Origin of the sequence: Azospirillum brasilense (assembly GCF_007827815.1) — a bacterium.
Lineage (GTDB): Bacteria > Pseudomonadota > Alphaproteobacteria > Azospirillales > Azospirillaceae > Azospirillum > Azospirillum brasilense_C.
In genome coordinates, this window is record NZ_VITH01000011.1 from 154,507 (window position 1) to 173,655 (window position 19,149).

The 19,149-nt window shown below is 68.6% G+C and carries 16 protein-coding genes; 9 read left to right on the plus strand and 7 right to left on the minus strand.

Annotated elements, in window-relative coordinates; genetic code table 11:
- Positions 1-4: 4 nt before the first annotated feature.
- The 3 genes from aroC to fabI all read right to left on the minus strand — a co-directional run bounded on the left by aroC (position 5) and on the right by fabI (position 3,362).
- The gene (aroC, locus tag FBZ83_RS22185) at positions 5-1,081 is read right to left on the minus strand and encodes a chorismate synthase (protein ID WP_145688930.1); all 1,077 of its coding nucleotides are present in this window, start codon (positions 1,079-1,081) and stop codon (positions 5-7) included.
- Positions 1,082-1,176: 95 nt separating this feature from the next.
- Entirely contained in the window at positions 1,177-2,313 is a 1,137-nt protein-coding gene (locus FBZ83_RS22190; protein WP_247888427.1) for a hypothetical protein, read from the minus strand.
- Between the two features lie 200 nt (positions 2,314-2,513).
- Positions 2,514-3,362, minus strand: a complete 849-nt coding sequence (gene fabI / locus FBZ83_RS22195) for an enoyl-ACP reductase FabI (RefSeq protein ID WP_014240881.1) — start codon at positions 3,360-3,362, stop codon at positions 2,514-2,516.
- 136 nt (positions 3,363-3,498) lie between these two features.
- Here fabI and FBZ83_RS22200 point away from each other — a divergent pair, with 136 nt between their 5' ends.
- Positions 3,499-4,845: a YihY family inner membrane protein gene (locus FBZ83_RS22200; protein ID WP_145688939.1), complete on the plus strand. Its 1,347-nt coding sequence runs from the start codon at positions 3,499-3,501 to the stop codon at positions 4,843-4,845.
- Positions 4,846-4,865: 20 nt separating this feature from the next.
- Here the strand turns inward: FBZ83_RS22200 and FBZ83_RS22205 are convergent, their stop codons facing one another.
- Positions 4,866-5,882 carry a radical SAM/SPASM domain-containing protein gene (locus tag FBZ83_RS22205; protein ID WP_145688941.1) on the minus strand — a complete coding sequence of 339 codons (1,017 nt, stop codon included), beginning with the start codon at positions 5,880-5,882 and terminating at the stop codon, positions 4,866-4,868.
- A gap of 137 nt (positions 5,883-6,019) precedes the next feature.
- Between FBZ83_RS22205 and FBZ83_RS22210 the strand changes: the two genes are divergently transcribed.
- From FBZ83_RS22210 to FBZ83_RS22225, 4 genes are all read left to right on the plus strand, one after another.
- Complete coding sequence (locus tag FBZ83_RS22210; RefSeq protein WP_145688943.1) at positions 6,020-7,156, plus strand: sialidase family protein; 1,137 nt, start codon at positions 6,020-6,022, stop codon at positions 7,154-7,156.
- Positions 7,157-7,229: 73 nt separating this feature from the next.
- Entirely contained in the window at positions 7,230-8,390 is a 1,161-nt protein-coding gene (locus FBZ83_RS22215; RefSeq protein WP_145688944.1) for a phosphoserine transaminase, read from the plus strand.
- Positions 8,391-8,443: 53 nt separating this feature from the next.
- Positions 8,444-8,716 (plus strand): ribbon-helix-helix domain-containing protein, encoded by a 273-nt coding sequence (locus tag FBZ83_RS22220; RefSeq protein WP_145688945.1) that lies wholly within the window; start codon positions 8,444-8,446, stop codon positions 8,714-8,716.
- A complete protein-coding gene (locus FBZ83_RS22225; protein ID WP_145688946.1) occupies positions 8,697-9,050 on the plus strand; it encodes a type II toxin-antitoxin system RelE/ParE family toxin in 354 nt (117 codons plus the stop codon). Before FBZ83_RS22220 ends, FBZ83_RS22225 begins: the two co-directional genes overlap by 20 nt.
- A 32-nt stretch (positions 9,051-9,082) precedes the next feature.
- On the opposite strand, the gene FBZ83_RS22230 is transcribed toward FBZ83_RS22225, so the two are convergent.
- Both FBZ83_RS22230 and FBZ83_RS22235 read right to left on the minus strand, forming a co-directional pair.
- Positions 9,083-10,558: a TrkH family potassium uptake protein gene (locus FBZ83_RS22230; protein WP_247888428.1), complete on the minus strand. Its 1,476-nt coding sequence runs from the start codon at positions 10,556-10,558 to the stop codon at positions 9,083-9,085.
- 121 nt (positions 10,559-10,679) lie between these two features.
- Positions 10,680-12,389 carry a hypothetical protein gene (locus FBZ83_RS22235; protein ID WP_145688947.1) on the minus strand — a complete coding sequence of 570 codons (1,710 nt, stop codon included), beginning with the start codon at positions 12,387-12,389 and terminating at the stop codon, positions 10,680-10,682.
- Positions 12,390-12,682: 293 nt separating this feature from the next.
- Here FBZ83_RS22235 and FBZ83_RS22240 point away from each other — a divergent pair, with 293 nt between their 5' ends.
- The 4 genes from FBZ83_RS22240 to FBZ83_RS22255 all read left to right on the plus strand — a co-directional run bounded on the left by FBZ83_RS22240 (position 12,683) and on the right by FBZ83_RS22255 (position 18,032).
- Complete coding sequence (locus FBZ83_RS22240) at positions 12,683-13,846, plus strand: ATP phosphoribosyltransferase regulatory subunit (RefSeq protein WP_014240873.1); 1,164 nt, start codon at positions 12,683-12,685, stop codon at positions 13,844-13,846.
- Positions 13,847-13,933: 87 nt separating this feature from the next.
- Entirely contained in the window at positions 13,934-15,226 is a 1,293-nt protein-coding gene (locus FBZ83_RS22245) for an adenylosuccinate synthase (RefSeq protein ID WP_014240872.1), read from the plus strand.
- A 201-nt stretch (positions 15,227-15,427) separates the two neighbouring features.
- Positions 15,428-17,470, plus strand: coding sequence for a serine/threonine protein kinase (locus tag FBZ83_RS22250; RefSeq protein WP_145688948.1), 2,043 nt, complete (start codon positions 15,428-15,430; stop codon positions 17,468-17,470).
- Between the two features lie 34 nt (positions 17,471-17,504).
- Positions 17,505-18,032 carry a hypothetical protein gene (locus tag FBZ83_RS22255; RefSeq protein ID WP_145688949.1) on the plus strand — a complete coding sequence of 176 codons (528 nt, stop codon included), beginning with the start codon at positions 17,505-17,507 and terminating at the stop codon, positions 18,030-18,032.
- A gap of 160 nt (positions 18,033-18,192) precedes the next feature.
- Here the strand turns inward: FBZ83_RS22255 and rpoH are convergent, their stop codons facing one another.
- A complete protein-coding gene (rpoH, locus tag FBZ83_RS22260) occupies positions 18,193-19,077 on the minus strand; it encodes an RNA polymerase sigma factor RpoH (RefSeq protein ID WP_145688950.1) in 885 nt (294 codons plus the stop codon).
- Positions 19,078-19,149 lie beyond the last annotated feature (72 nt).

Consider the following 19,149-nt stretch of genomic DNA (forward strand, 5'->3'; position numbering starts at 1 on the left):
GGCGTCAGCCCCGCGCGTAGGCGCGGTGGCGCAGCAGATGGTCGGCCAGCACGCAGGCCATCATCGCCTCGCCGACCGGGACGGCGCGGATGCCGACGCAGGGGTCGTGGCGGCCCTTGGTCAGGATGTCGGTGTCCTTGCCCTGCAGATCGACCGTCTGGCGCGGGGTGAGGATGGAGCTGGTCGGCTTCACCGCGAAGCGCACCACGACGTCCTGGCCGGTGGAGATGCCGCCGAGGATGCCGCCGGCGAGGTTGGACCGGAACTCCGGCTCGCCGTCTGGGCCGGCGCGCATCTCGTCGGCGTTCTGCTCGCCGGTCAGGGTGGCGGCCTCGAAGCCGTTGCCGATCTCCACGCCCTTGACGGCGTTGATGGTCATCATGGCGCGGGCGAGATCGCCGTCCAGCTTGTCGTAGAGCGGGTCGCCGAGCCCGGCGGGCAGGCCGGAGGCCACGACCTCCACCACCGCGCCGATGGAGGAGCCGCTCTTGCGGATGCCGTCCAGATAGTCGGCCCATTCGGTGGCGGCCTGCGGGTCGGGGCAGAAGAAGGGGTTGTTGTCGACCTCCGCCCAATCCCAGCGGCTGCGGTCCACCGTGTGCGGACCCATCTGCACCAGCGCGCCGCGGACGGTGACGCCGTCGCCCAGCACCTTGCGCGCCACGGCACCCGCCGCCACGCGGCAGGCCGTCTCGCGCGCCGAGGAGCGCCCGCCGCCGCGGTAATCGCGGATGCCGTACTTCTTCCAATAGGTGTAGTCGGCGTGGCCGGGCCGAAACTTGGACGCGATCTCGCTGTAGTCCTTGGACCGCTGGTCGGTGTTCTCGATCATCAGCGAGAGCGGCGTGCCTGTGGTCTGCCCTTCGAACACGCCGGACAAAATCCTGACCTGATCCGGCTCCTGGCGCTGGGTGGTGTAACGCGACTGGCCGGGGCGGCGCTTGTCGAGCCAGGGCTGGATGTCCGCCTCGGTCAGGGAGAGCAGCGACGGGCAGCCGTCCACCACCACGCCGATCGCCGGCCCATGGCTCTCGCCCCAGGTGGTGAAGCGGAAAAGCGTTCCGAAGCTGTTGCCGGCCATGGCGAGGACTCCCGATGCGACACGATCTGTCCGCACGACGTGCGGTGGAGCGCGTTTCTTGCGGCGTTTCGGCCGGCGCGTCAAGCGCGAGGGGCTTAAAAAGCACCCTTCTGCTCACGCCGGCGGTCGAGTGCCACCTCGAACTGGCGCAGCAGCTTGTGCGTGGCTTCGAAGTAGAGCTTGCGCTGCGGGTTGTTCTTCATGCAGCGGGCGTCCAGGTGGGACACGCTGGTCAAGGCGGAGACGCAGTAGCCGAGAAGCCAGTAATGCGAGCGGATCTTGCGCAGATAGTCGCGGAAGGGTTCCGGCTGGCCGGCCATGAAGGCGGAGAAGCTCGCCTCGTAGTCGGCGAGGATCTGCCGGATGTCCATCAGCGTGGTTTCCAGCAGCTTGCCCACCTTTTCGATGTGCATCAGAAGCTGGGTTTCATAGGGCTTGTGCATGCGGATATCGACCGGGATGCATTCCCGCGACTTCAGCCAGTTCAGGATGACCCGCGCCCGCGGCGCGATGCGGCGAAGCTGGTACTCGTAGAAGGTCGTGCCCTTCCAGGCGCTGAAGATCTGGTCCGCTTCGCTGCGGTCGATGCCGAAGGCCGAGACGAACAGGCCGGCCTCCTCAAGCTCGGGATTCCAGATCGCCTCCAGGAAACGTTCGATGCTCTGGGCACCGCTGCCGCCGCCGTCGATGGCCTTGCGCACGATGGGTTCGATGCGCGCCCGGATCAGGCGGCGGAGCTGCTGGTCCTCGGTGTCGCTGATCGCCCAGTGACGCTTGTCCACCGGGACCTTCTCGCCTTCGAAGCACGCTTTCAGCAGGAAGGCGTCCAGCGACGGCACGCTGTCGATCAGAGTGAGGGTGCGCAGGTCGGCGGCCGCGGCTTCGCTGTTGGCCTCGCCGATGCCGAACTGTTCGGCCAGCAGGAGGTTGCTGTTGCGGGCGCGCAGATAGATGGCGAGGCCGCCCGCTTCGGTGTGTTCGACGCTGTGCGGAATGTAGATGCCGGTTTCGACCGGGCGCGATGCGGCGTCGCCGTCCTCATCCTCGTCGGCGATGGGGTTGGCGTAATCGTCGGCGTCCTCGTCGAAATTCGGATACTTGAAGAGAATGGCCTTGTTCAACCCGCGGGCGCGGAACAGGCGGTTTTCTTCGGGAATGTCGCGGGTGATGGTGATCAAATTCATCGAGACGCTGGAGCCGCCGTAGAGAATCTGCTCCAGAATCGGGGACACCGAATCCGATTGACGCCGTGCACGCATCCGACCGTCACCTTCCGCAACCTTCCGTATGTGTGAAGAATAGCGGTATGCTGCGGCGCGCAAAAGTAAGTAATACGACGTTCGGTAAAAAATGTCTCAAATGGGGTAAGGGCGTTTCCGGCGGGCGTTCCGGAACGAACCGGACGCGCCCGCCGTCGCCGTGGGCCTTGGGATCAGGCGGGCTTGCCCGCGCCGCCCAGCGACCCCAGAAGCTGCGACACCTCGGCCGCCGCGTCCACCGCGACCATGCCGACGGTGTGGTAGCCGGAGTCGACGTGCATGACCTCGCCGGTCACGCCGGTGCCAAGATCGCTCAGCAGGAACAGGCCGGCGCCGCCGACCTCGCCGATGGTGACGTTGCGCTTCAGCGGGGCGTTCAGCTCGTTCCACTTCAGGATATAGCGGAAGTCACCGATGCCGCTGGCGGCCAGCGTCTTGATCGGGCCGGCGGAGATGGCATTGACGCGGATGTCCCGACCGCCCAAATCGACCGCCAGGTAACGCACGCTCGCCTCCAGCGCGGCCTTGGCGACACCCATCACGTTGTAGTGGGGCATCACGCGCTCGGCGCCGTAGTAGGAGAGGGTGAGCAGGCTGCCGCCGTCCTTCATCAGCGGGACGGCGCGCTGCGCCACCGCGGTGAAGGAGTAGCAGGAGATGTCCATCGTGCGCAGGAAGTTGGCCCGCGTCGTGTCGAGATAGAGGCCGTCCAGCTCGTTCTTGTCGGAAAAAGCGATCGCATGAACCAGGAAGTCCAGCTTGCCCCATTCCTTCTCGATGGCGGCGAAGGTCGCGTCGACGCTGGCCTCGTCGGTGACGTCGCAGGGCAGCAGCAGCGGGGCGTTGACCTGCTCGGCCAGCGGCTTCACGCGCTTCAGCAGCGCGTCACCCTGATAGGTGAAGGCCAGCTCGGCGCCGTGCTGCGCCAGCGTGGAGGCAATTCCCCAGGCGATCGACCGATCGTTCGCCACGCCCATGATCAGGCCGCGCTTGCCGTCCATGAGCGGCTTCGGGTTGGACATCCGTACCTCGTGCATCCAGAGTATGCTTTGAAAAGTGGGCCGCATCCTACACGAAAGACCGGCCCGGTCAAACCAAGGCGGGAGGCGTCCTGTGGCTGAAACCGAAGGCACTTCGAAAGGGGCGTGGAACCCCTTTGTGCGCGTTCGGGAAATCGGCGGCTTTATCGCCTATTCCTCCCTGCGCTTCTACAACGACAACTGCTTTCAGACCGCGGCCTCGCTGACCTACACCTCGCTGCTGGCGCTGGTGCCGCTGATGACCATCGGCTTCGCGATCTTTTCGGCCTTTCCCGCCTTTAACGCGCTGCAGTCGCGCATCCAGACATTGCTGTTCAAGAACCTCGTGCCGGAGAACAGCGACGCCATCCTGCAATATCTGGCGGCCTTCATGGCGAACGCCGGGCAGATGCCGGTGTTCGGCATCGTCGGGCTGGCGATGTCCGCCGTTCTGCTGATCTGGACCATTGAAGGCTCCTTCGCCACCGTCTGGCGGGTGCGGGAGCCGCGCTCCTACGTCACCCGCATCCTGTCCTTCTGGGCGGTGGTGTCGCTGAGCCCGCTGTTCGCCGGCGCCAGCCTGTCGCTGTCCAGCACCCTGTGGGCGGTGCTGCAGTTCGCCCATCTGGAGGGCTTCGCCGACCCGCTGGTGGGGATCGGGGCGATCCTGCCCTTCATGCTGCAGCTCGTCGGCTGCACGCTGCTCTACGTCATCATCCCGAACCGGGACGTCGGCTGGATGGACGCCGCCTGCGGCGGGGCGGTCGCCTCGCTGCTGCTGGAGACGTCCAAGGCGGGCTTCGCCATGTACATGAAGGAGTTCCCCGCCTACCAGACCATCTACGGCGCGCTGGCGACCGTGCCGATCTTCCTGTTCTGGCTCTACATCGCCTGGTCCACGGTGCTGTTCGGCGCGGTCATCACCGCCTCGCTGCCCGAATGGCGGGCCGGCAAGATCACCCGCGGCGGGCCGGAAGGGCTGCTGCCCGCGCAGCGGCTGGGGCTGGCGCTGGCCGTTTTGCACGAGCTGCTGGAGGGCACGCGGCTGGGCGTCGGCCTGCGGCGGCGGACGCTGGTCGGGCGCGTGCCGGTGGGCACGGTGCTGATCGACGGCATCCTGGAGCAGCTTCGCGACGCCCATTGGGTGGCCCACACCACGCACAACGCCTGGGTCGTCACCCGCGACCTCAGCGAGGCCACGCTGTTCGACCTGATGAAGGCGCTGGGCATCGGCCTGCGCGGCTCCGTCCGCGGGCTGGGAGGGCTGGAACTGCCCTGGCAGGACCGCACGGCCCACCTGCTGGAGCAGGCTGAGCGGGACCAGGAGGCGATCCTCGGAGTCCCGATCAAGGAGCTGCTGTCCGACCGGCTGCCGGAGGCGGAACCGGTCGAAACGGGGCCGCGGGAGCCGGAGTCGCAGGACACCGGACCGACCACGGGGGAGGGCTCCGGCGCGGTGCCGCTGCGCGCCAAGCGCTGGCCCTGAGCGCGGGCTATTGAGGCCCGCTACGCCCGGTACTTTCCGATGAGGTCGGCGGCGACGCCGTCCAGGTTGTTGTCGGCGGGCAGGGTCTGGACGTAGGAGCAGCCGCGGCAGGCGTCGATCTCGTCGCGCCGTCCCTCCAGATGCTTCAGCCGGAAGTCGCGCAGCCTCTCGCCGTTCCAGATGTCGCGCAGCGACTCCTTGGCGACGTTGCCGACGATGGTCCCCATGCTCCAGTCGGCGCAGCAGACCGACACCTCGCCGTTGAAGTTGATGGCCAGCTTGAGGAAGGGTTCCGAGCAGACCTTGCGGGCGGTGTCCGGGGCGGCGGCGAAGGCGCTCTCCTCGGCCAGCGCCTCGCCGTGCAGGGGATGGACGAACAGGCTGTCGGCAATTGGCGTGAAGGTGTCGATGAAGCTCTGCCGTTCCTCCTCGGTCAGCTCCACGTTGATGATCTTGCAGTGCAGATGGAAGTCGCGGCCCAGCTCCGTCTTGCGGCGGTAAAGGTGGGCCACATTGTCCACGATGGTCTGGAAGCGGTCGAAGCGCTGGGTGATGCGCTTGTACATGGCGTCGCTGGCGCCGTAGACGGAGACGCGCATGGCGTCCAGCCCGGCGGCCAGCAGGGCGTCCGCCCGCTCCGGCGTCAGCAGGGAGCCGTTGCTGGTCATCTCGACATGGCGGGCCAGGCCGCGCGATTTCAGAAGATGGACCATGTGTTCGATCCGCGTGTTCACCAGCGGCTCGCCGTCCTTGTAGAGGTGGACGGATTTGATCGGCGCGTCGAATTCGGCGATGTCGTCGGCAATCTTGCTGAACAGGTCGAACTTCATGGCGCCGCGCGGCCGGCCGACCTCCTTCAGCAGCTCCGGGTTCCCGGTGGCGCAGAAGACGCAGCGGAAGTTGCAGCCGTTCGACGGGTCGATCAGCAGCGAGAAGGGCGTGGTCAGCGGCAGCACCCGCGACAGGTCGTTGCGGTCGCGGTGACGGCCGTAGGGAATGTTCGCGGGGGCGGCCGTTTCGGTGCTCACTTCGGTCATGACCTTCGCCGGGCAGGGCTGCGGAAAGTGTGTGACTAGCAAGGGATCACGCGCACCGTAAAGGAATCCTTCATTCCGGCGACCGGACAGTGGCCCGGCGCCCCCAATGCCGCGGGCACAAGGTGGATTCCAGGGGCATGCTCGACAGTCTTTCCCATCGCATCGTCTACAGCGACCGCCGCTTCTACGCGTCCTTTCCCTCCGCGGCGACTCTGGACGACGGGCGGGTGCTGGTGGCCTTCCGGCGTGCCCGCGACCACCGCTGGCTTCACGGGGAGCCGGCGGAGGGCGGCGGCGACTTCACCAGCGTCGACCATGTGGACTCGCGCTCCCACCTCGTGATCCAACGCTTCACCCCGGATTTCGAGCCGGAGGGCGCGCCGCAGCCGCTGCCCGCCGACCCGGAGGCGGGCGACCAGGACCCCAGCCTGCTGGTCCTGCGCTCCGGGCGGATCGTCCTGGGCAGCTTCGGCTGGTACCCGATGTCGGCGCGCCACGGGCTGCGCCTGCGCGAGAAGGGCGTCCATCTGCTGGGCAACGCCGAAACGTCGGGCACCTTCTTCCTGTTCTGGGGCGGCAGCACCCGGTTCAGCGACGACGGGGGGCGGCACTGGTCGGCCCACCGCTACCTGCCGGAACTGCCTGACCAGGGGCCGATCCTGCCTGGTCTGCGCCCGATGCTGGGCGGTGCGGTGCGTGGCCGGGCGGTGGAGGCGCCGGACGGCACGCTGCTGATGGCGACCTACACGGGCGGCCCCTACACCAGCTACCTGTTCGCCTCCCGCGACCGGGGGGAAAGCTGGGCGCTGCGCAGCACCATCGCCCGCGACCCGTCGGGTCGGGCCGGTTTCTGCGAGACCGCGCTCCACCTGACCGCGGACGGGCAACTCGTCGCCTTCCACCGCACCACAGGGCTGGGCGACCACCTCGCCACCTCGGTCTCCCACGATCTCGGGGAGAGCTGGGCACCGTGGATCGAGAGCGCGATCATCGGGCATCCCTACGACGCCTGCCCGCTGCCCGACGGGCGGCTGCTCGTCGTCTACGGCTACCGCCACCAGCCCTACGGGGTGCGCGCCCGGGTCTGGGACTGCCGACGGGAGACGCTGGAAAGCGCGCCGGAGATCGTCATCCGCGCCGACGCCCCGTCGCCCGACGTCGGCTATCCCTGGGCGACCGTGCTGGCGGACGGGCGGGTGGCGGTCTGCTACTACATCTGCGACGCGGCGGGCACGCGGCACATCCAGGCGACGCTGCTGCGCGTGAGCGGCTGATTGACGGGCCTCCGCGCACCTCCTATCGTCCCCGGCCATACCGCAATCCCATGTTCCGGGGAGTAGAGTGTCCATGAAGCCCGCCCGCCGGCCGTCGAACCCGCTGTTTTCCTCCGGCCCCTGCGCCAAGCGGCCCGGCTGGTCGCTGGACGCCCTGGACGGCGCGCTGCTCGGCCGCTCCCACCGCTCGAAGCCGGGCAAGGCGAAGCTGAAGGAGGTCATCGACCTCACCCGCGCCGTGCTGGCGATCCCCGGCGACTACCGCATCGGCATCGTCCCGGCCTCCGACACCGGCGCGGTGGAGATGGCGCTGTGGAACCTGCTGGGGCCGCGCGGCGTCGACATGATGGCCTGGGAGAGCTTCGGCAAGGAGTGGGTGACCGACGTCACCAAGCAGCTCCGCTTGTCCGACGTGCGGACCATCCAGGCTCCCTACGGCGAATTGCCGGACCTGTCGCAGGCCGATTTCCGCCGCGACGTGGTCTTCACCTGGAACGGCACGACGTCGGGCGTGCGCGTGCCGGACGGCGACTGGATCCCGGCGGACCGCGAGGGGCTGTCGATCTGCGACGCGACCTCCGCCGCCTTCGCCATGGACATTCCCTGGAGCAAGATCGACGTCGCCACCTGGTCCTGGCAGAAGGTGCTGGGCGGCGAGGCCGCGCACGGCATGCTGGTGCTCAGCCCGCGCGCCGTGGCGCGGCTGGAGGGCTTCCAGCCCGACCGTCCGCTGCCCAAGATTTTCCGCCTGACCAGTGGCGGCAAGCTGATCGAAGGCATCTTCGTCGGCGACACCATCAACACGCCGTCCATGCTCTGCGTCGAGGACGCCATCGACGGGCTGCGCTGGTCGCTGTCGGTCGGCGGCCTGACCCAGCTCATCCGCCGGTCGGAGCAGAACCTCCGCATCGTCTCGGAGTGGGTAGCGGCCTCGACCTGGGCCGGCTTCCTGGGGGACGATCCGGCGACGCGCTCCTGCACGTCGATCTGCCTGCGCTTCACCGACCCCGAGGTGACCGCCCTGACGCCGGAGGCCCAGGCAGACTTCGCCAAGAAGCTCGCCGCGCTTCTGGAGAAGGAGGAGGCCGCCTTCGACGCCGGCTCCTACCGCGACGCCCCTCCGGGCCTGCGTCTGTGGGGCGGCGCCACGGTGGAGAACGAGGACATGGAGGCGGTCCTGCCCTGGCTCGACTGGGCCTTCGCCACGGTCAAGGCGGAGACCTTCGGGCGCTGAACCTTGACGTCGGTACTACTGGGTAGTACTTGGTTGGTGAGGGAGGGCAACGCATGACCGTGAAGACCTCGATCTCGCTGACCGACGAACAGGAAGCCTTCGCACGCAGCCTTGTCGAGACCGGGCAGTATCCAAGCCTCAGCGCGGTGCTCCAGCGCGGTCTCGACATGCTTCGGCGCGACACCGAGAAAAGCAACGCCGAGATCGAAGCGCTGCGGATCCTGATCGACCAGCGCCGCGCCGGTGCATTCGTCGATCTTGATGACGGTGAATCTGAAACCCAGGCAATGCTGGAGCGCAAGCGGCGTGCGCGTGCGGCTCTATAAGGTCCGCCGTGCGGCCTCCGTTACCCGAGACCTCGACCTGATCGAGGATCATCTCGTTCAGGCTTATCGAGACCTGGGTGACGATGGGGAGCGCGCGATGGAACGGGCCGCCGGGCGGATCGACGACGCTCTTTCCTACATGCGGACGTTCGAGGACCATCCGCATCGTGGCACGGAGCATCCGGAAATCCGATCAGGCATCCGCACCGTGACCAGTCGGAATTTCATCTTCTATTTCGAAGTCGATGAAGGGCTGGTTGAGGTCCGGATTCTCGCCGTCTTCTTCGGTGGGGTGAATCACAGCCACCAGATTCTGGACAGGCTGCGCGGCTGAGCCACTCCGGCGCGGCCTTTTTCATGGCCCGCTCAGTCCCGCCAGAAGCTCGGCAGGATCAGCACCAGCACGGTGAAGACCTCCAGCCGGCCCAGCAGCATGGCGAAGCTCAGCACCCATTTTGCGGCGTCGGGCAGGGGGGCCATGGTGCCCGACGGGCCGACCACCGGCCCCAGCCCCGGCCCGGCATTGGCGAGCGCGGAAGCGACGGCGCTGGCCGCGCTCAGGTAGTCCACGCCCATCGCGGCGACCAGCAGCGACAGGATGCCGAAGGCCGCCATAAAGGCGAAGGCGAGGTTGATGACCGAGCCGACCACATCCTCGTCCAGCACCTTGCCCTGATAGAGCGGGACCAGCACGCGGTTCGGCTTCAGCATCCGCTGCATCTGGTTCAGCATCGACAGCGCCAGCACCTGCCAGCGGAAGACTTTGATCGACCCCGCCGTCGATCCGGTGCAGCCGCCGATGAAGTAGAAGAAGAAAAAGGCGACGACGGCGAAGCTGCCCCAGGTCGAATAGTCGGTGGAGACGAAGCCGGTCCCGGTGATGATCGAGGTGACGTTCACCGCCGAATGGCTCAACGCGTCCCAGAAGGGCAGGCCGACGACGGTGAAGGCCCACACCGTCATGGCGACCCCAGCCACCAGCAGGATCGCCAGCAGCGCGTTCACTTGGCTGTCGCCGGAGAGCGGCGCGTTGCGCTGGCCGCGCAGCAGGCGGATGTACCAGGTCAGGGGCAAGGCCCCGGAGATCATCGAAACGGTCGCCACCCACAGCACCGCGTGGGAATCGAACCAGCCGAGCGAGGCGTCCTTCGTCGAGAAGCCGCCGGTGGCGATGGAGGCCATGGCGTGGTTGATCGCGTCGAACCACGTCATGCCGGCCAGATGGTAGGCCGCCGCCGACAGGATGGTCAGCGCCAGATAGATCATGGCGATGGCCCCCGCTGTGTCCTGCACCGTGGCGAAGGGCTTGTCGCCCTTGTCGGAGGACTCGGTGCGGAAGAGCTGCATGCCGCCGACCCGCAGGATGGGCAGCACGGCGATGGCCATAACGATGATGCCGACGCCGCCGAACCAGTTCAGCAGCGACCGCCACAGCAGGACCCCCGGCGGGGCGTCGTCCAGCCCGACGATGACCGTGCCACCGGTGGTGGAGAGACCCGACATCGCCTCGTAATAGGCGTCGGTGAAGGACAGGCGGGCGGCGGAGATCATGAAGGGCAGGGCGCCGAAGGCCGCCAGGACGCACCAGGACAGCGTGGTCAGCAGGAAATGCTGCTTCACCGTGAAGCGCGCGTGCTCCTTGCTCGACGTCGCCAGGACCATGCCGCCGCTGACCGCCAGGGTCGCTGCGCTGGAACCGGCGAAGGCCGTCCAGTCGCGGTTGCCCGCCGCGGCGTCGGCCAGGGCCGGCACCAGCATGCCGAGCCCCAGGATGGTCAGAAGGATGCCGATGATGTGGAAGACCGGTCCCAGCGCAATTCCATTGCCGACGCCATTGCCCAAGGCTGTGCCCTTCGTCGCCGCGGAGGCCGATGGCGGCGCCCCGTCTTTCCCGATGTGATGCGCTGATTATCCAAAGGGCCCGGTGCTGTCCATCCGCATCGGGTTGTGTCCCGTTCGAGGGTCAGACGAAGCCGGCTTCTCCCAACATCCGGTAGAACTCCCGCAGGGCGCGCTGCTGCGCCGCCGCGTCGGGCAGGTCCTCCACGTACTTCCGGTCGAACTGCGGCTGGCGGAGATGCTCGACGACGCGGCGCCGGACCATCTCCAGGGCCCGCCGGCTGCGTAGGATTCCCGGCGCGCAGACCTGGAGAAGGCGATTCGCCCGCAGCCGCAGGGAATCAGCGGGATCGTCCAGCCGCTCCACCACGCGCTCTTCGGTGATGTAGGCCACCAGAAGCGCGTCGAGGTCGCCGGTCAGGCGGGTCCGCGGCTCCTCCGGCAGCGCCGACTCGGCGGCCTCGCAATAGAGCAGGGTCAGGGCTTCCAGATTGTCGCGCGGCGGCAGGCGGGGGTGGATGAAGCGGCCATAGCCTGCTGCGTTGCCGGTCAGCGCGTGCAGCAGCCGGGCGATGTCCCCGGCGTGCCCATGGCCGAGGTCGGAGTCGGCCAGCGCCAGAAGGAAGCGCACGCGGTCCCGCGCGTCGGGGATGCGGCCGGCCACCTCCGCGATGGCCTGCTTGCGTCCCGGCGCCCCGCCGCCCTCCAGGAAGCGCAGGTAGCGCAGGACCAGCGCCTCGGCCATCGGCCCGCCCCCGGCCGGTCCGTCGGGGCCGAGCGTGCGCTTGAGGATCTCCTGGAAGGCCTCCATCTCCAGCGACGGGTCGGAGCGGTAGAGCGGCTGCGTGCCCTTCAACTGGCGGCGCACCAGATCCAGGATGACCAGCCGCGTCTGGTCGAGGTCGTGGAAGGCGAGAAGCTCGTTCAACTGGATGGCGCGGTCGCCCTCCGCCCGCTTGGCCGGTGACAGGCGGCCCCGCGACAGATCGATCAGGTTGCACAGCGCCTCCGCGAGGCTGCCCTGGACGCCCAGAAGCTCCTGCGCGACGGACGGGGCGCCCAGAACATCGGCGATCACCCCGTCGAGCAGCCCCAGCGGGCGGTCGGCCGCCGCCCCGTCCTCCCGCGCCAATTCCCCCAGGAAATCCAGCTTGGCCAGCCAGTTGCGCATCTGCACCAGCTCGCGCGACAGGACCACGCGGGCGAGGAAGTCGCGTTCCGCCGCCGGCAGGCTGGAATCCAGCCGGTCGAACATGGGGCGGAAGCCGGTGGCGGCGATGGCCGGCAGGTCCTTGCGCGCGGCGGCGACCCGCGCCCGGTCGGTCAGCTCGTGCATCAGCAGGTTCAGCGCGTCGCGCCGCCCGCGCCCGTCCGTCCCGGCCTTCTCCGCCTGCAGGGTGGCGACCCGCCCGACGGCCGTCGGCACGAGGTTGTCGGTGTTGAGAAGCCGCGCCAGCTCCGCGTGATTGTGCAGCACCTCGGTCGGGGTGACGACGGCGCGCTCCACGTAATTGCGCAGGACGCGGTTCATCGTCATCCGGCTCTGCACGCCGTAGCAATGGTCGAGCGTGAGGCAGAGCGCCGGCGCCTCGTCGATCGGGGAGGCGGACACCGTGCGGGAGACCTGACGGAACTCCACGTGGACTTCCGTCTCAACGTGGCGGCCGTCCGGGCGGCGCCAGTCGCGCACCACCCGGATGCCCTCGATCCGGCCGCCGGACAGCGCCTTGCGGCCGAAGACCAGCGCCTCCGCCTCGGTGTCGAAGCGGCCTTCGAGGACCCAGTGGTCCTGCTGATAGATCTGCACTTCGTAGCTGGCGGACGGGCGTGCCATGGTGCCATTGCCCCGCTGCTGCTGGCACGGTTCGTACACAGGATGCCGGAGATTTCGCATCAAACTCAACAAAGATTCGATTGGAATGCATTCATGTTTCGAACCACCCCGAACCGGCGCCTGTGGCCGGCGCAGGGGAGACGGGCACGGGCTGCGGGGCTTTTCCGTTTGCATGAGGAAGGCGGGGTGGGGTATTGACCCGCTCCGTATGCCCGAGCACCGCATGCCCATCGGACTTGCGGGCTCTCGCCATGCCGACGGTTTGCCACCCATTCGACGAGACGACGCAGGCCATGCCCGCTGATTCCCTGAGTTCCGCCCTGTTGCCCGCCGGCCTGCACGACGTGCTGCCGCCCGAAGCGGCGCACGAAGCGGCGGCGGTGGCGCGCCTGCTGGCGGACTTCACGGCCCACGGCTATGAGCGCGTCGAGCCGCCGCTGGTCGAGTTCGAGGACAATCTGCTGTCCGGCTCCGGCGCCGCCATGGCGAAGCAGACCTTCCGGCTGATGGACCCGCTGTCACAGCGCATGATGGCCGTGCGCGCAGACATCACCCCGCAGATCGTGCGCATCGCCACCACCCGGCTGAAGAATGGCGCCCGCCCGGTGCGGCTGTGCTACGCCGGGCCGGTGCTGCGCGTGAAGGGCTCGCAGCTCCGTCCGGAGCGGCAGATCACCCAGGTCGGCGTCGAGCTGATCGGCCCGCTGGAGGCCGAGGCGGACGCCGAAGTGATCCTGCTCGCCGCCCACGCCCTGGAAGGGGTGGGGGTGCGGCACCTGTCCGTCGACCTCTGCGTTCCGACCATGGTGGCGCGCGTCTGCCGCGGCCTCGGGCTCGGCGAGGAGGAGACCGCCCGTCTGCGCGAGGCGTTGGACAAGAAGGACGCCGCGGCGGTGAGCGCGGTCGGCGGTCCGGCCGCCTCGCTGCTGCAAACGCTGATGGCCGCCTCCGGCCCGGCGGAGCGCGCCATGGAGGTGCTGTCGGCGCTGCCGCTGCCGGAAACGGCGGAGAAGGACCGGCGCCGCCTGACCGATGCCCTGCGCCTGTTGCGCGCCGCGCGCCCCGATCTGACGATCACCGTCGATCTGGTGGAGCATCGCGGCTTCGAATACCAGACCGGTCTCAGCTTCACCCTGTTCGCGCGCGACGTGCGCGGCGAACTGGGGGCGGGGGGCCGCTACCGCGCCGGGGTGCGTCCCGGCGTGGAGGAGGAGGGCGAGCCGGGGACCGGCTTCACCCTCTACATGGACACGCTCCTGCGCGCCGTTCCGGCGCCGGAGCCGGCCAAGCGCGTTTATGTGCCGCATGGCACCTCCTGGGCCGCGGCGGGCAAGCTGCGCGCCGAGGGCTGGATCACCGTGGCGGGGCTGGCCCCCGTGGCGGACGCGGCGGCGGAGGCCCGGCGGCTGGACTGCGGCCATCGGCTGGACGGCGGCACGGTCACGCCGCTGACCTGAGACTTCACGAGTGGCGACCCCCGCGCCGCGGGGGCGCCTTTGCATGGGCAACGTTTCTTTCTGCCTTCTTTTTTTGCGGAGACACACATGGCCAACGTGGCGGTGGTCGGCGCCCAGTGGGGCGACGAGGGCAAGGGCAAGATCGTCGACTGGCTGTCCAGCCGGGCCGACGTGGTGGTGCGCTTCCAGGGCGGTCACAACGCCGGCCACACGCTGGTGATCAACGGCGTGACGTACAAGCTGAGCCTGCTGCCTTCGGGCGTGGTTCGCTCCAACAAGCTGTCGATCATCGGCAACGGCGTCGTCTTCGACCCCTGGGCCTTCATCCGCGAAGTGACGGCGATCAAGAGCCAGGGCGTGGACGTGTCCCCCGCCACGCTCCAGGTCGCCGAGAACGTTCCGCTGATCCTCCCGGTCCACAGCGCGCTCGACAAGGCGCGCGAGGAGGCCCGCGGCGCCGGCAAGATCGGCACGACCGGCCGCGGCATTGGCCCGGCCTATGAGGACAAGGTGGCCCGCCGGGCCATCCGCCTGTGCGACCTCGGCGACGAGGCGGTGCTGAAGGAGAAGGTGGACGCCCTGCTGGCCCACCACAACCTGCTGCTCCGCGGCCTGGGCGCGCCGGAGATGACCCCGGCCGACATCCTGGACCCGCTGCGCGAGATCACCCCGCAGGTGCTGCCCTACGCCTCGGTCGTCTGGAAGACGCTGGACGAGCTGCGCCGCGCCGGCAAGCGCATCCTGTTCGAAGGCGCGCAGGGCCAGATGCTCGACATCGACCACGGCACCTATCCGTACGTCACCTCCTCCAACACGGTGGCCGGCAACGCCGCCGCCGGCAGCGGCATGGGCCCGCGCGCCGTCGGCTATGTGCTGGGCATCTGCAAGGCGTACACCACCCGCGTCGGTTCCGGCCCGTTCCCGACCGAGCTGTTCGACGACGTTGGCGAGCTGATCGGCCAGCGCGGCAAGGAGTTCGGCGTGGTCACCGGGCGCAAGCGCCGCTGCGGCTGGTTCGACGCCGTGATGGTCCGCCAGGCGGTGAAGACCGGCGGCATCGACGGCATCGCCATGACCAAGCTGGACGTGCTGGACGGCTTCGACGAGATCAAGGTCTGCGTCGGCTACCGCCTGGACGGGCAGGAGCTGGATTACTTCCCGGCCAACGCCGGCGCCCAGGCCCGCGTCGAGCCGATCTACGAGACCTTCGAAGGCTGGAAGGACAGCACCCAGGGCGCCCGCTCCTGGGCGGAGCTGCCGGCCCAGGCGGTGAAGTACGTCCGTCATGTGGAGGAGTTGATCCAGGCTCCGGTGGCCCTGCTGTCCACCAGCCCGGAGCGCGACGACACCATCCTGATGAACGACCCGTTCCAGGATTGATGTGAAGGTGTAGGCTTCGGGCCCCCTCCCTAACCCTCCCCCACCTTCGGTGAGGGAGGGGACGATCGCCCTCTCCCGCGAAGCGGGGGAGGGCCGGGGAGGGGGCCCGTCGCGACCACTTTCCCCGCGTTAACAATTTGTTTGCCCTTTTCGAGCGACTAAGGCTGGCACACGCTCGCAGGCTCCGGGGATTCGAACGCCATGCCATCCGATGCCATGACCGCAGCCGCCGCGGATCGGATGATGGCGAACGCCGACCCGGTCAAGCTGGCCGAGCGGTACGAGATCCTTCCCAGCGCGCCGCTCGCCGCCCTCAACACCATCGGCGGCAGCGCCTTCACGGCCAAGCCGCTGCGTGACAAGCGCTCCGAAGCCTTCGCCCTGATCGCCCACGGCGCCACGCTGGCGCGCACCGACATCGCCGCCACCGTCGCCAGCCTCGACAACCCGGCCCACATGCGCCTCCTCGACTGGGGCATGGTGGACTGGCCGGCGAGCCAGGGGCGGCGCCTCTGCATGATCTTCGAGCGTCCGGCGGGCAAGCGGCTGATGGGCAGCCTGACCGAAGCCACGGACCCGATCCCCGAAGACCATCTGACCCGGCAGATCATCCATCCGCTGGTCGCGGCGCTGAAGGAGCTGTCGAGCCGCGGCGTGGTCCATGGCGCGATCCGCCCGACCAACCTCTACTACCGCGATCTGGCCTCCAGCAGCCTGATGCTGGGCGAATGCCTGTCCACCCCGCCGGGCTACGGACAGACCGTTCTGCTGGAGACGGTGGAGCGCGGCATGGCCTCGCCGGCCGGGCGCGGCACCGGCACCATGGCCGACGACCTCTATTCGCTGGGCGTCACGCTGCTGCTCCTGCTGCTGGGGCGCAACCCGGTGGGGGCGGCGGAGGACGAGGCGATCCTCCAGGCGAAGATCGAGCGCGGATCCTATCCGGCGCTGGTCGGGCAGATGCGCCTTCCGCTGGCCATCAGCGAGGTGATCCGCGGCCTGCTGGTCGACGATCCCAAGCAGCGCTGGACGCTCCAGGACCTCGACCTGTGGGTCGCCGGGCGGCGTCTCAGCCCGAAGCAGCCGCAGGTGCCGCGCCGCGCCGCGCGGCCGCTGGAGTTCCAGGGGCAGGATTACTGGCATTGCCGCACGCTGGCCCGCGCCTTCGCCCGCCATGTGGCGCCGGCGGCTACGGTCATCGAGGGCGGCGAGCTGGACAAGTGGCTGCGCCGCTCCATGGGCGACGACGCGCGGGCGGAGGCGGTGGCGAACGCGGTGCAGACCGCCTCGACCACCGGCAAGGGCGGCAGCATGGCCGAACGGCTGGTCTCGCGCGTCTGCATGGCGCTCGACCCGGCGGCGCCCATCCGGTACCGCGGCAAGGCGATGATGCCCGACGGCATCGGCACCATGCTGGCCGACGCCTTCCTGCGCGGCGAGTCGCCCCAGCCCTCGGCCGAGGTGCTGGCCAACCAGCTCCCCATGTTCTGGGTGAGCGTGCAGAGCGACTTCAAGCCGGAGTTCGTGCCGATGGTGCAGAACTTCGACCAGGTCCGCGGCCTGCTGGACCGCACGGGCCACGGGCTGGGGGTGGAGCGCGTCCTGTATGAGATGAACCCGACCATGCCCTGCATCAGCCCGCTGGTCGCCAAGCAGATGCCGACCAACCCGGCGGAGCTGTTGCGCGCGCTCGACTGGACCGGGGCGGGGAGCGAGCGGCACAAGGACCCAATCGACCGCCACATCGCCGCCTTCCTGGCGGTGCGGCACCGGCGGACCGACGAGATGCTCTACACCCAGCTCGGTTCCAGCATCGAGCCGATGCGCCGGGTGATCGCCATGCTGACCATCCTGGCCGACGTGCAGGCGCGCACCGGCACCGACGGGCTGTCGCACCTCGCCGCCTGGGTGGTGTCGCTGCTCGATCCGGCCTTCCGCCGCTTCCACAGCCGGCCGCACCAGGACAACGTGCGCAAGCTGGCTGATTCCGCGGCCCACAACGGAAGGCTCGGCGACCTGCTGAAGATCGTCGACGATCCGGACGCGCTGCGCCGCGACAAGTTGGAGTTCGAGGCCGCCCAGATCGCCTACCGCGAGGCCGACGCCGAGATCAACAAGCTGCGGCAGAGCATCGGCGACCGGAACAGCATCATCGAATCCTCCGGCCGGCAGGTTGCGGCCATCGTGTCGAGCCTGCTGTCGACCCTCCTGGTCGGCGGCATCATCCTCTTCTTCGCCTTCTGACGGCGGCCTTCAAACCAAGAATCGGGGACCCCTAATGGCGCGCGGCGGCAAGAGCGGCGGGAAGAAGAAGAAGCGCAAGGGCAGCATGCTGACGCTGATCCTGCTGATCATCCCGGCGGGTCTGGTGGTGCTGCCCACCTCGATCCTGTTCGGCATCGGCATGATCCCGACCATCGTCGCCTACGTCACCGACCGCGACCCCGAGAAGTCGGCGCCGATCACCGTCGGCGGGCTGAACTTCTGCGGCTGCATGCCCTACGCCATCGAGCTGTGGAAGCACAACCACACCATCGGCGCCGCGGGGAAGATCTTCATGGACCCGCTGTCCTGGCTGGTGATGTACGGCGCCGCGGCGATCGGCTGGGCGCTCTATTTCGGCATCCCGCCGATGGTGGCGAATTTCGAGGTGATGCGCGCCGAGAAGCGGGTCGGCGCGCTGAAGGACGTGAAGGTCGGGCTGGTCCAGGAGTGGGGGCCGGAGGTCGCCGGCGACCTGTTCGACGAGGCCGGCGGCCTGTCGCCGGACGAGCACGACCAACTGGCCGAACCCGCGGGGGCGTGAGGGTACCACCCGATCGCTTCCGATATTCCCTCTCCCCTCTGGGGAGAGGGTTAGGGTGAGGGGCGTGCGCGTGGCGGGACGTTCGGCAAAAGCGCAACCCCCTCACCGCCCGCTTCGCGGGCACCCTCTCCCCGGAGGGGAGAGGGTTAAGATGAGACCGTCACCCGGCCAGCTTCTGCTCCACCGCGGCGTTGCGGATGGCCTTCTGGAGCTTCTCGAAGGCGCGCACCTCGATCTGGCGGACACGCTCGCGGCTGATGCCGTACTTCTGCGACAGGTCTTCCAGCGTGGTCGGGTTGTCGCGCAGGCGGCGCTCCTCCAGGATGTCGCGCTCGCGCTCGTTCAGATTCTCCATGGCCGCGGTCAGCAGCTTGCGCCGCTTGCCCAGCTCCTCGTTCTCGGCGAGCGAGATTTCCTGGTTCGCCGTCTCGTCGACCAGCCAGTCCTGCCACTCGCCCTCGCTGTCGGCGCGCAACGGCGCGTTCAGCGAATGGTCGGGCGCGCCGAGGCGGCGGTTCATGTTGACGACGTCCTGCTCCGGCACGTCCAGCGTCGTGGCGATGTGGCGCACCTGCTCGGGCGACATGTCGCCTTCCTCGATGGCCTGCATCTGGCCCTTCAGGCGGCGCAGGTTGAAGAACAGCTTCTTCTGGGCCGCCGTGGTGCCCATCTTCACCAGCGACCAGCTGTGCAGGATGTATTCCTGGATGGCGGCGCGAATCCACCACATGGCGTAGGTCGCCAGCCGGAAGCCGCGGTCGGGGTCGAACCGCTTCACCGCCTGCATCATGCCCACGTTGCCCTCGGAGATCAGCTCCGACAGCGGCAGGCCGTAGCCGCGGTAGCCCATGGCGATCTTCGCCACGAGCCGCAGATGGCTGGTCACCAGCTTGTGCGCGGCGTCCGAATCCTCGATCTCCTGCCAGCGCTTGGCCAGCATGTACTCCTCCTCCGCCGCGAGCATGGGGAACTTGCGGATTTCCTGGAGGTAGCGCGAGAGGTTGCTTTCGGAACTGATGACCGGAACGCTGGATATCGTCGCCATGTTGGACCCTCTCCGACGGCTGTTGTTCGTGCCTTCTCACGGGCACACGGCCGTTCACTGTTCTGCGCCGCC

Bases quoted from the DNA above. Each gene is read 5' to 3' on its own strand.
- aroC (WP_145688930.1), bottom strand. From the start codon at position 1,081: ATGGCCGGCAACAGCTTCGGAACGCTTTTCCGCTTCACCACCTGGGGC.
- fabI (WP_014240881.1), bottom strand. From the start codon at position 3,362: ATGTCCAACCCGAAGCCGCTCATGGACGGCAAGCGCGGCCTGATCATG.
- FBZ83_RS22205 (WP_145688941.1), bottom strand. From the start codon at position 5,882: ATGACCGAAGTGAGCACCGAAACGGCCGCCCCCGCGAACATTCCCTAC.
- FBZ83_RS22210 (WP_145688943.1), top strand. From the start codon at position 6,020: ATGCTCGACAGTCTTTCCCATCGCATCGTCTACAGCGACCGCCGCTTC.
- FBZ83_RS22215 (WP_145688944.1), top strand. From the start codon at position 7,230: ATGAAGCCCGCCCGCCGGCCGTCGAACCCGCTGTTTTCCTCCGGCCCC.
- FBZ83_RS22220 (WP_145688945.1), top strand. From the start codon at position 8,444: ATGACCGTGAAGACCTCGATCTCGCTGACCGACGAACAGGAAGCCTTC.
- FBZ83_RS22235 (WP_145688947.1), bottom strand. From the start codon at position 12,389: ATGGCACGCCCGTCCGCCAGCTACGAAGTGCAGATCTATCAGCAGGAC.
- FBZ83_RS22240 (WP_014240873.1), top strand. From the start codon at position 12,683: ATGCCCGCTGATTCCCTGAGTTCCGCCCTGTTGCCCGCCGGCCTGCAC.
- FBZ83_RS22245 (WP_014240872.1), top strand. From the start codon at position 13,934: ATGGCCAACGTGGCGGTGGTCGGCGCCCAGTGGGGCGACGAGGGCAAG.
- FBZ83_RS22250 (WP_145688948.1), top strand. From the start codon at position 15,428: ATGCCATCCGATGCCATGACCGCAGCCGCCGCGGATCGGATGATGGCG.
- FBZ83_RS22255 (WP_145688949.1), top strand. From the start codon at position 17,505: ATGGCGCGCGGCGGCAAGAGCGGCGGGAAGAAGAAGAAGCGCAAGGGC.
- rpoH (WP_145688950.1), bottom strand. From the start codon at position 19,077: ATGGCGACGATATCCAGCGTTCCGGTCATCAGTTCCGAAAGCAACCTC.